Below are 11,969 nucleotides of genomic sequence, written 5' to 3'. Positions count from 1 at the left end.
AAGAATGAGATATTAAGTGACAAAAAAAATATTATTTGTTTTTCATGATTCAAATCCACTGAGTGGTGCAACAACCTCTATGCTAGAGATTGTTGCACAATTGAATAAAAGTGAACTATACGAAATAACTGCCTTGATACCAGATGCTAAAGGCGGAATTCATTCTAGGTTAAGTCAGTTAGACATCAATTATCTTGAAGAAAAAATTTATAATGTACGCTATATAAAAAAGCCAAAAAACAATTACATTAATGAGTTTAAATCGTTTATTAAAGTGGCTTTAAATTACTTGTTAGCCATCAAGCTCAAGCTCAAAGAAGCTAAATTTGACTTAATCTATACCAATACATCCGATACTTATGTGGGGGCTTATTTAGCGAGAAAATTAAAGATTCCACATATCTGGCACATTAGAGAGTTTGGTTTAGAAGATCAAAGTAGAGAGCACTTTTTAGGTGAAAAGAGCTTTTACCGGCTTGTTAGTACTTCTTCTAAGGTTATTGTAATTTCAAACGCTTTAAAAGCGAAGTTGATATCATTTAAAGTTCCACAAGATAAAATAGTTATGATTTATAATGATGTTGCTAATTCTATTGGTTGTTTCAATAAAAATTTTAATGTAAATGAACCACTATCTCTTTTAATAGTGGGGACAATCACGAAAGAAAAAGGCCACAGCTTTTTATTCGAATGTATTAAATATATGAATAAAAAAGGGTTTAAAGTTAAATTAAGTATAGTGGGTGATGATAGTACACTCTATGCTAAAAAATTAAAAAGCAAAATTAAAGATGAAGGGTTCTCTGATTCGATTCGTTTTCTAGGCTACTCCAGCGATGTTAACCGTATTCGCAAAGACTACGATGTAGCGGTCATTGCTTCTAAGGCAGAGGCATTCGGCCGGGTAACTATTGAAGCTATGCATGCAAAAATGACCGTTATTGCAAGTGATTGTGGAGCCAATCCTGAGTTAATAAAGCATAGTGATAATGGCTTTTTATTTGAAGAAGGGAATGTTGAGCAGTTTTCAGAGATCGTCGCACATATAAATGATAATAGAGATATTTTACATGAAGTAGGCAGCCGGGCTCATAAGTTCGCAGAACAGTTTTCAAGGAAACGAGCTGCAACGGAAGTAGATAAAATATTACTTGAGTCTTTAGATTTATAAAGCCCACTTTATATCTAATAAAGTGATAGTGATGAAACAATTCAGTTCAGAATTTATTTGAATAATTTAAAAAGTATAAATTTACATTATCACTGCCTGGCTTGGAAGATATTATTTAATGGAATTAAGATGCAAAATGCAAACTCTATAAAACTTGCGAAACTCTTAACTGGCATAATTTTTAGTATGCTGGCTATTGATCTGTTCTTATTTGGTGGGGGACGAGTTGTAGAGTTTGGAGGAGTAACATTTAGAATGCTTATTTTTGCATTCTGCTTATTGTTGTCGCTTATTTTGATACTGATAGCGGGTAAAATGAGTAAAGTTATGCTTACATACAGTAGTGCTGCTATGTTGCTGCTAATTATATCCTCGTACATTAGCTTATTAAAAGGTGAGTTCACTTTTGCTAGCCTAAGCCCGTATCTATTTTTTTTATTAGCAATTACTTTCTCTATTTATCCAATTTATCTAGAAAAGATCTTTAGGAGATTGCTGCCTCCTTGTAGTGTTTTTATGTCTATCGTATATATTCTTTTTATAGTGATGTTGTTACTCGGTAGAGTAAGTATTTTAGATGTTTACAAATTTATACCAGAGAGTGAGGTGTTTCTTCGAGGAGCAGAAGGCTTAGTGTACAAAGGCTTTGTTTTTATAATGATAGGGGCTCTTTACTTTATTATCTGTAAAAATAAAAGTTTTATAAACCTAGCTTTTACGTTTATCTGTATAACCGCGATTATTTTTACTTTAACAAGAGGGTTTGTACTCTCGTTATTGGTTGCTATCTTATTGTATTACTTTAATAATAAAAGAACGCACGTTTCTATAAAACTCGTGATGTTGTGTATAGGTATTGCAATCCCTATTTACTTATTAGCCGTTCAGCCCGCTTTTTTATTCAGGGCAGGGAGTGATAGTACTAGAATTAATGATATGCTCATTTTTCTAGATTATTTAGACCAAAACCCGCAAAATTTTATTTTTGGGAGCGGTATATCTGGATTTCTAGGAGAGCGCCCTAGCGTAGAAAATGTTTATATGGACGTTATTTTACATTTTGGTCTTCTTGGCCTGTCCATGTTGTTAGCGATATATGTAAAAATACACTTAGATTATAAGTATATTGTCAAAAGTATAGCGCCTTCTTATCGTAAAAGAATCGACTGGTTATACTACTCTATATTTTTACTTTACCTACAAAGTACTTTTAACCCCTATATCAATAACTATATAGGTGGTGTTTTTGTCGTAATGGTGCTGTTTTACTTTAATGCTACACGTATCAGTCTAGCCAACTTTAAAACAAAAATTGAGAATAACCCTGAGCAATTAAAATTAATATAACAGTCATTAGTAGGATTTTATGTCTTATTTAAGTTTGAAGGTCAAAATTAATCGATGATATATGCAGTAATAGTCACATTTAACCCCGAGCCAGGTAATTTACTTTGCTTGGTCAATGCCCTTATTAATAATCAAGTTACCCCGGTGATTGTGGATAATGGGAGCGATATGCCTGTAAGTGCAAATTGCAAAGTAATTGCACTTGATAAAAATGAGGGGATAGCCAAGGCGCAAAATATAGGTGTTGAATTTGCTTTAAGTGATGCTGCAAAGGCAATCATATTTTTTGACCAAGATTCAACGCTCACTAACGATGATTTCATATCAAACTTATATGAACCTATCGCGAGCGGGCGAGCTGTAGTTACAGCACCAATTTTTATTGATAACGCACGCGGTTTTACTTATCCCATCGTCGAGTTTTCAAGAAGTGGAGGGAGAGTTAAGCACTATCCGAACTTTGACACTCCTGAGTTTTATGTCAATCATGCTATTTCTTCTGGTACGATGGTTGAAGCTGGAGCATTAAAAAAAATTGGTATGATGGCTGAGTCACTTTTTATTGATTATGTAGATACCGAATGGTGCCTACGAGCTGACAGCTTAGGGATTAAGGTACTCATTGTACCTAGAGCGAATATGATTCACTCAATTGGAGACAAAACATTAAAAATAGGTCGTTTTTATATACCAAAGCACAGTCCTTTTAGACGTTACTATAGAATTAGAAATTCATTTTATTTAATAAGGCAATCCCATATTCCCAAAGTAATGGCAATAAGAGAAATCCTATTTTCAATTATCCATCAATGCATACTAATTACCTTTTCTAAAGGTGAGCGATTAGCATACTTAAAAAGTCTATTTAGAGCGTTAAAAGATGGCTTACTTGGTCGCTTTTACTAACGTCAAATATTTAAATGTGTCCCGTAGTAAATGAATAGGTTTTAATTAATGTCAAATGTTTACATCGCTATTGTGTCCCATGGGCACTATGACTATATAGAAAAAAATAAAGAGCTACTAAAAATTGCAGAGCTCAACAATGTACAAGTTATTATTAAGGACAACATCAAAGATAGTAAGCTTGAAAAATATATTAAAGCTCATAACCTTGGGTATATTACAACTGATGAACCACTAGGGTTTGGTGAAAATAATAACTTTATCTTTAATTACTCAAAGCAAAAATTAAATGCAAAGAATGAAGACTGGTTCATCATATTTAACCCTGATGTAGTTATTACACTTGATGAGTTTAAAAAGCTTATAGTTAGTTTAACTACTCAGGACGGAACTTTTTTTGCCCCTAACCTTTTTAAAAATGATGAGATGATAGAAAGTGAAAATTCAGTACGTTATTTTCCAAAGCTAATTAACCTATTTAATCCATTTTTAATGAAGCCAATAAATTTACCTTATAATAAAAATATATTAAATGAGGGAGATATTGTTGAATGGGCATCTGGCGCTTTTTTATGTATTAAATACTCTGCATTTGAGTTAGTGAATGGCTTTAATGAAAAGTACTTTATGTATTATGAAGATGTAGACCTTTGTTATCGGTTAAACAAGGCAAATATCTCGCTTAGGTTTTTAAAAGAGGTAAATGCCGTACATAAAGGTGAATACAAAAATAGAAGTATATTTTCAAAGCATTTTTTATGGTATCTGAATAGTTTAATTCGTTTTTTGTTTACTAAAAGGTAAGTAAAGCTAGTGTATAATGTATTATTAACTGGTAGCACAGGTTTTGTTGGTCAGCACCTAATCCCTCACTTAAAAGGTGATTACGTACTAAACTATATTAATCGCTCAGGAAATGAGGGTCCTAATCAGCATATTGCGAAAATTGATGCCGATTCTAATTACACTAAGGCGCTTAAAGAAATTAATGTGATTATTCACTGCGCCGCACGCGTTCATATAATGGACGAGAATTCTGCAAACCCAATAGATGAATTTAGAGCTGTAAATACAAAAGGGACTTTAAATTTAGCTACCCAAGCTGCCCAAGCTGGTGTTAAGCGATTTATATTTATAAGTACAATTAAGGTAAATGGCGAGAGTACAACTGGTCGTACTCCTTTTAATGAGCAAGAAAATGCCCCAGAAGATCCATACGGAATTTCTAAAGCAGAAGCAGAGCAAAAACTGCTAGCTTTAGGGCAAAAAACAGGTATGGAAATAGTAATAATAAGGCCCCCGTTAGTATATGGCGAAGGCGTAAAGGCTAACTTTGCATCTTTAATGAGGTTAGTAAATAAAGGTTTTCCTCTGCCTTTTAGAGCAATAAATAAAAATAAGAGAAGCTTAGTATCTGTATATAACTTAGTTGATTTAATTAAGGTATGTGTTGAGCACCCAAATGCGGCTAATCAAGTGTTTTTAGCAAGTGATGATCATGACCTTTCTACTGCCGAAATGGTACAATTGATGGCTAAGGTACAGGGTAAGTCAAACTTGGCGCTCCCAGTACCGCCAGCGTTGTTTTCACTTGTTGGTGCAATGTTAGGAAAAAAACAGGTAGTCGATAGGTTAATAGGGTCGCTACAAGTAGATATCACTTACACAAAAAATACACTTAATTGGGCGCCACCATATTCAGTTGAAGATGGTTTTAAGTTATCAGCAAAAATTAAATAGGTTAGTTAATGATTCGTATACTCGACATTTTGTTTTCATTGGTAGGTTTAATATTTGCCATGCCATTTTTAATTATTTTATACATCATAGGCTTATTTGATACTGGCTCACCGCTTTTTATGCAAGAGCGTGTTGGCCGTAATAAAAAACCATTTACTTTAGTCAAGTTTAGAACAATGAGTGTAGATACAGCCTCGGTCGCTAGCCACCTAGCAAGCACTGCATCTATCACTCGCTTTGGTGGTTTTTTACGTAAAACTAAATTAGATGAACTACCGCAGCTTTGGAATGTACTTAAAGGCGAAATGAGTTTAGTTGGGCCTCGCCCAGGCTTATTTAATCAAGAAGAACTTACTCAGGCTCGTGAGGCTAAAAATATATACAATGTGCGCCCTGGTATTACTGGTTTAGCCCAAGTAAATGAGATTGATATGTCTACCCCAACGTTACTTGCTGAGACGGATGAAAAAATGATCGCCACTCTTAACTTAAAGCACTACTTCACTTACATACTGCAAACAGTGACAGGAAGTGGCAGTGGGGATAGAGTTAAATAGCTTTACTTTCATACACAAATTTACAAAAAATAACCAAATACATAAAGACTATATAATATTTTGAATATAGTCTTTAACTATTAAGTGCAATAGTTGTTCATCTTGTAGTAAAATTGTAATCAATAGAATAGTAGTCTCACTGCTAGCTTCAGGGAAATGTATTGTGTTTTTAAAATATTTAGTTAATTTACCTCGCCCCCAAAAAAGAGTTGTATCACTTGTTGTAGATAGTATTTTTATTGTTGTAGCTTTTTGGCTCTCTTTTTTACTCAGGTTAGACAGCACCGCAGTTTTAAAAAATACACATACTTGGATATTATTAGCTACTGTTCTTCCGCTTAGCTTATTTAGCTTTGTAAAGCTTGGGCTTTACCGAGCTGTACTTCGTTACATGAACACACAAGCAATGTGGGCTATTATTGCTGGCGTTGTACTCTCTACTGTATATTTAACCGTTTTGTCATTCTTTTTAAGTGCCCCTGTACCACGTACAGTGCCATTTATTTATGCTAGCTTTTGTATTTTATTTGTTGGCGGAGCAAGGCTAACCGTTCGCGCTGTAGTTGGGCAAATAACTATGCGCCGTAAAGAGGGCGTAATAATATATGGCGCAGGTTCTGCTGGGCGCCAGTTAGCAACTGCGCTTGCTAATGGCCCTGAGTATTCACCAGTCGCTTTTATAGACGACGACCCTAAAAAGCACTTATCGTTAATTCAAGGTGTTTGTGTGCATGCGCCTTCTCAAATTGCAGAAATAGCAAAGCAAAAATGTGCGAACAAAATTTTGCTCGCATTGCCTAGTGTCTCAAGAAGCCGCCGAAAAGAAGTACTCAATGCAATAGAAAAGTTTAAATTACAAGTAATGACTATTCCGGGCATGGCCGATATTGTATCGGGTACTACTAACCTCGACGAAGTTAAAGATGTAGAAATTGATGACCTACTAGGACGAGATTCAGTTCAGCCTCGTCAAGATCTTATGTCGGCAAATATAGCTAATAAAGTGGTAATGGTAACAGGTGCAGGTGGATCTATAGGCTCAGAGTTATGTAGGCAAATAGTTAAAAATAATCCAGTTAAAATAGTACTTTTTGAGCTGTCTGAGTTTGCCTTATATGCAATAGAAAAAGAACTGTCGGAATACTGTTCTTCTAATAATTTAAGTGTAGAAGTACTGCCTATTTTAGGCTCGATACAAAATAAAAAACTAGTTGAATCAACATTCTCTACTTTTAGCGTTCAAACCGTTTATCATGCCGCAGCATATAAGCATGTACCACTAGTAGAGCACAATGTAGTTGAAGGTGTACGTAATAATATATATGGCACTTACAATGTTGCTACTGCAGCAATAAATGCGAAAGTAGACACTTTTGTATTAATTTCAACAGATAAAGCAGTGCGCCCTACAAATATAATGGGTACAACTAAACGCATGGCTGAACTTGTACTTCAAGGGTTATCGGGAGTTCAAAATACTACCCGCTTTACCATGGTCCGCTTTGGTAATGTATTGGGATCGTCGGGTTCTGTTGTTCCATTATTTAGAAAGCAAATAAAAGCGGGTGGGCCAATTACCTTAACCCACCAAGACATTACACGCTATTTTATGACCATACCTGAAGCCGCACAGCTTGTTATTCAAGCAGGTGCAATGGGAGTTGGCAGCGATGTATTTGTACTTGATATGGGTGAACCCGTTAAAATTAAAGATTTAGCGACCAAAATGGTACATTTATCAGGCCTTGAGGTTAAACACGAAAAAAGACCAAATGGCGATATAGAAATAAAATGTACAGGCTTGCGCCCAGGTGAAAAGCTTTTTGAAGAATTACTCATTGGCGACAATGTTATTGGAACCGACCACCCAAGAATTTTAAGCGCTCAAGAAATAAAAATGCCTTGGAATGAGCTCGAACCATTTTTAGGTAAACTTAAATCAGCATGTGATGAGTCAGATCATATTAAAATACGCAAGTTATTGCTACAAGCGCCTACAGCATTTTCGCCAACTGATGGTATATGTGACCTCAACTGGCGAGAGAAGCAAAATAGCCAAACAAATGTTACCGCTTTACCTAACATAAGTGGCTCTTAAATAGCTAGGCAGCAATAGTTTGATAATTTACAGCTAATTTTTTTGAGCGAGCTTTACGACTACAATAAAAGCCTAAATCCTATAAATATATACAATTCCAATATGGGTATTTTTGTATATTATCTACTAAACCCGCACGCAAAGGGTTTGCTACTATATATCTTGCTTGGCATATTAAATCATCGTTACTTCTTATTTTGTGATCGTAATAATTCGACTGCCAAATTTTACCTTTGGTTCCATAAAGCTTATTTAGTTTATAAGTTGTAATATTTTTAAATTTTCGAATCAGATTCGATAAGTTAGAGTCACTGTTTAATTGCAAAAGCCAATGTATATGATCAGGCATAATTACGTAGCAAATAGTATTAAGTGAATTACTTTTAGAGAACAAAGCAAGCTCTCTGGCTATTAAACGCGCATTTAGGTAATTGGCGAATAATGGCTTACGAAAATCACAACATAAAGTTATGGAGTAAAAAGTATTAATGATAGGGCACCTACCTTTTAATCGCTTATGTGTGTTAGCCATGTAATTTTATTCCTTTTTGTATCCTTTCGCGTGAGCAAGCTTCACGCCTACAATAAAATCCTAAACCGCCTCTAACCTCACGGTTTACCACCCGTAGGCGTCTTGCTTGCTGGTGCACTAAAGCACAGCTTTTACATATTTACGAAATTGCGTGAGCAAGCTTCACGCCTACAATAAAATCCTAAACCCACCACTAACCTCAAGGTTTAATCACCCGTAGGCGTCTTGCTTGCTGGCGCATTAAAAGCGTAGCTTTTACATATTTACGAAATTGCGCGAGTAAACTTCACGCCTACAACAAAACCTTAAACCCACCTTTAATGTTAAGGTTTAACTCACACGTAGGCGTCTTACTTGCTGGCGCATTAAAAGCGTAGCTTTTACATATTTACCCAATTGCGCGAGCAAGCTTCACGCCTACAATAAAAGCCTAAACCCACGTTTATTTCTAATGGTTACCACCCGTAGGCGTCTTGCTTGCTGGCGCACTAAAAGCGTAGCTTTTACATATTTACGTATTTACGAAATTGCGTGAGTAAACTTCACGCCTACAATAAAAGCCTAAACCCTATAAATATATACAATTCCAATATGGGTATTTTTGTATATTATCTACTAAACCCGCACGTAAAGGATTTGCTACTATATATCTTGCTTGGCATATTAAATCATCGTTACTTCTTATTTTGTGATCGTAATAATTCGATTGCCAAATTTTACCTTTGGCTCCATAAAGCTTATTTAGTTTATAAGTTGTAATGTTCTTAAACTTTCTAACTAGGTTTGATAGTTCTGGGCTACGATTTAATTGCAAAAGCCAATGTATATGATCAGGCATAATTACGTAGCAAATAGTATTAAGTGAATTACTTTTGGAAAACACAGTAAGCTCTCTAGCTATCAACCGTGCATTTAGATAATTGGCGAATAATGGCTTACGAAAATCACAACATAAAGTTACGGTGTAAAAGGTATTAATGGTTGGGCATCGTCCTTTTAAACGCTTATGTGTGTTAGCCATGTAATTAACTTCCATTTTAATAAATCAATTTGTGAGGGTAAGCCCTTTAACCTCAAGGTTTAACTCCACGTAGGCGTCTTGCTTGCTGGCGCATTAAAAGCGCAGCTTTTACGTATTTACCCAATTGCGCGAGTAAACTTCACGCCTACAATAAAATCCTAAATCGCCTCTAAGATTAAGGTTTAATCACCCGTAGGCGTCTTGCTTGCTGGCGCAATAAAAGCGTAGCTTTTACGTATTTACCCAATTGCGCGAGTAAACTTCACGCCTACAATAAAATCCTAAACCCACCTTTAATATTAAGGTTTAACTCCACGTCGGCGTCTTGCTTGCTGGCGCAATAAAAGCGAAGCTTTTACATATTTACCCCTTACCTATTTCAATTTTAACTTCACTACCTAAAACCTCTTTGTACTTTTTGGCCAATGCACTTTTTGCCTCGTCATCACCATGCACAATTTTTATATGGCTTGGCTTTTTGCGCATACCGGTTACAAATTTAATTAACCCTTTTTGATCGGCATGAGCGCTGTAACCACTAATGGTATGTATTTTGGCATGTATGTTTATGCGGGTATCATTTATAAAAACATAACCATTACGCGGGCCATATTTTTGAATGTCGCGCCCTAAAGTGCCCCTACCTTGGTAGCCAACAAACAATACATCGGTAGTTGCATCACTTAAAAATCGCTCTAGGTAATTTACTATTCTGCCACCGCTGCACATACCGCTGGCTGCTAAAATAATGGCCGGCGTTTGTCGAGAGTCTAAATAATTAATAATAGCCATATGTTCTGCGTGTGAATCAACCGTTGTCAGGTTTTTAAAGTCCAACGGATGTCGGCCTTTGGCTACTTTGCGCTTTGCCTCGCTATCCCACATCTGTTTAAAATTTTTATATTGCTCGGTAAAAGTAGCAGCCATGGGGGAGTCGAGTATTATGTGCAAATCACGCCATTTTGAGTTTTTGGCAGATTTATAAATTAATTGCTCAAGTTCATACAGTAACTCTTGTGTACGGCCAATACTAAAAGCGGGCACTAATACTACGCCATTATCTGCAATAGCTCCTTCAATAACCTTTTTTAAAGTGTGTGTGCGTTCTTTTCGCCCTTGATGGTTTTTATCACCATAGGTTGATTCAATAACTAAAGTATCGGCTTTATAAGGTGCTTTAGGAGAGGGAAGTAAAGGCGTATAAGGTGCGCCTAAATCACCAGAAAAAACAACTCGATGTTTATTTTTACTCTTATTAGTAATATCAATTTCTACATAGGCAGAGCCCAAAATATGCCCTGCGCGTTGAAATTTAGCTTTAGCTGTATGGTTCCCCTTAACAGGCAAGTTAAACCATGTTTTAAAATCAACAGGTGTAATGCGTTTGTTTAGCAAACTTAAGCACGCGTTTATAATTTTGGGGTTACGTGTAACGCCAACTTTTAAAGCATCCTCTATTACAAGTGGCAGTAAACTAGCAGAGGCAAGTGTTGTAAAAATAGGGCCTTTAAAACCTGCCGCCAATAAATAAGGTATACGCCCTACATGGTCAATATGGCAGTGAGTAACAATAAGTGCAGTAACGCGCGTAATATTAAACTCTATCGACAAATCATCTTTAGAGCCCTCACCCTGAAAAAGCCCGCAATCTATAAGCACGCTTGTTTCATTATTTATTACTAGCTCGTGACAAGAGCCAGTAACACCATTTACAGCTCCGTGATGAAGTATTTGCATTGCACGTCCTTATTGCTACTAATTTGTGACAGTAACAAATTAAGTTAGGAGTAAAGCGGTAAATATTCAAGGATATAACTTATACACTAATGTAAATTGGCATACTTAAAAGCCCAAAATACTATGAGCATTAGTAAACATAATTATGCTGTAAGCTTTTTATAACCCTTTTAGCCAATTTATATAAACACAATAAAAACTATTCAAAAGTGAGCGTGCATTCACCTTAAAGCGTGTTTACAATTTAGGTTGTTTGAGAGTATAATCGCGCGCTCATTTAGTTTAATGTTGTGTTATTTGCAATGTGAGATAGGCCATAGGGATTGCCATGGAAAGTTGGTATTTAGTTTTATGTAAACCTCGTCAAGAAGAACGAGCGCAAACCAACTTGCATAACCAAGGGATTAAAGCATTTTACCCCAAGTTAACCACCGAAAAATTGATTAAAGGTCGTCGCACCCTTAAACAATCTGCGTTATTCCCAAATTATTTATTTGTATGCCTTGAATCACAAAATGGTAACTTTTCTGCTGTAAAAAATACGCGCGGGATTAATGGGTTTGTATCGTATGGTGCAAATTATCAAATAGTTCCTAATAAACTAATAGAACAACTGCAATGTGAGCGCTCACAAACTTTAGAGTCAACACTACCAAAATCGGGCGATGTAGTTAACGTAAGTAGCGCTTCATTTAAAAACATTCAGGCCATATATAAAGAGCCGGATGGCGATGTACGCAGCATTTTATTAATTAACTTACTTAATAAACCAATACAAATGAGCGTAGACAATAAAGATATTGAGTTTTAGTTATGCTGGCTAAGGGCTAAGGGCTAAGGGCTAAGGGCTAAGGGCTAAG

Annotated in this window: 11 protein-coding genes; 8 read left to right on the top strand and 3 right to left on the bottom strand. The window is 35.8% G+C overall.

What is annotated here, in order from left to right; translation table 11 throughout:
• Positions 1-16 precede the first annotated feature (16 nt).
• The 7 genes from ATS74_RS03340 (at position 17) to ATS74_RS03310 (ending at position 7,819) form a co-directional block, all read left to right on the top strand.
• Positions 17-1,171, top strand: coding sequence for a glycosyltransferase family 4 protein (locus ATS74_RS03340; RefSeq protein WP_058547542.1), 1,155 nt, complete (start codon positions 17-19; stop codon positions 1,169-1,171).
• Between the two features lie 129 nt (positions 1,172-1,300).
• Positions 1,301-2,518 (top strand): hypothetical protein, encoded by a 1,218-nt coding sequence (locus ATS74_RS03335; RefSeq protein WP_058547541.1) that lies wholly within the window; start codon positions 1,301-1,303, stop codon positions 2,516-2,518.
• A 54-nt stretch (positions 2,519-2,572) separates the two neighbouring features.
• On the top strand, positions 2,573-3,424 hold the full coding sequence (locus ATS74_RS03330; protein WP_058547540.1) for a glycosyltransferase family 2 protein: 852 nt from the start codon (positions 2,573-2,575) through the stop codon (positions 3,422-3,424).
• Positions 3,425-3,472: 48 nt separating this feature from the next.
• The gene (locus tag ATS74_RS03325; protein WP_058547539.1) at positions 3,473-4,228 is read left to right on the top strand and encodes a glycosyltransferase family 2 protein; all 756 of its coding nucleotides are present in this window, start codon (positions 3,473-3,475) and stop codon (positions 4,226-4,228) included.
• 9 nt (positions 4,229-4,237) lie between these two features.
• Positions 4,238-5,164 carry a UDP-glucose 4-epimerase family protein gene (locus ATS74_RS03320; protein ID WP_058547538.1) on the top strand — a complete coding sequence of 309 codons (927 nt, stop codon included), beginning with the start codon at positions 4,238-4,240 and terminating at the stop codon, positions 5,162-5,164.
• A gap of 8 nt (positions 5,165-5,172) precedes the next feature.
• Positions 5,173-5,721: a sugar transferase gene (locus tag ATS74_RS03315; protein WP_058547537.1), complete on the top strand. Its 549-nt coding sequence runs from the start codon at positions 5,173-5,175 to the stop codon at positions 5,719-5,721.
• A 163-nt stretch (positions 5,722-5,884) separates the two neighbouring features.
• Entirely contained in the window at positions 5,885-7,819 is a 1,935-nt protein-coding gene (locus ATS74_RS03310; protein WP_058547536.1) for a polysaccharide biosynthesis protein, read from the top strand.
• A 79-nt stretch (positions 7,820-7,898) separates the two neighbouring features.
• On the opposite strand, the gene ATS74_RS19625 is transcribed toward ATS74_RS03310, so the two are convergent.
• The 3 genes from ATS74_RS19625 to ATS74_RS03295 all read right to left on the bottom strand — a co-directional run bounded on the left by ATS74_RS19625 (position 7,899) and on the right by ATS74_RS03295 (position 11,109).
• Positions 7,899-8,351, bottom strand: coding sequence for an REP-associated tyrosine transposase (locus tag ATS74_RS19625; protein ID WP_082660554.1), 453 nt, complete (start codon positions 8,349-8,351; stop codon positions 7,899-7,901).
• A gap of 568 nt (positions 8,352-8,919) precedes the next feature.
• On the bottom strand, positions 8,920-9,372 hold the full coding sequence (locus tag ATS74_RS19620; RefSeq protein ID WP_082660557.1) for an REP-associated tyrosine transposase: 453 nt from the start codon (positions 9,370-9,372) through the stop codon (positions 8,920-8,922).
• Positions 9,373-9,735: 363 nt separating this feature from the next.
• Positions 9,736-11,109 carry an MBL fold metallo-hydrolase RNA specificity domain-containing protein gene (locus tag ATS74_RS03295; protein ID WP_058547535.1) on the bottom strand — a complete coding sequence of 458 codons (1,374 nt, stop codon included), beginning with the start codon at positions 11,107-11,109 and terminating at the stop codon, positions 9,736-9,738.
• Positions 11,110-11,437: 328 nt separating this feature from the next.
• Between ATS74_RS03295 and rfaH the strand changes: the two genes are divergently transcribed.
• Positions 11,438-11,920, top strand: coding sequence for a transcription/translation regulatory transformer protein RfaH (gene rfaH, locus ATS74_RS03290; RefSeq protein ID WP_058547534.1), 483 nt, complete (start codon positions 11,438-11,440; stop codon positions 11,918-11,920).
• Positions 11,921-11,969 lie beyond the last annotated feature (49 nt).

This window comes from Pseudoalteromonas sp. H103, from assembly GCF_001469205.1.
Lineage (GTDB): Bacteria > Pseudomonadota > Gammaproteobacteria > Enterobacterales > Alteromonadaceae > Pseudoalteromonas > Pseudoalteromonas carrageenovora.
This window is presented reverse-complemented; position numbering and strand designations above follow the sequence as displayed.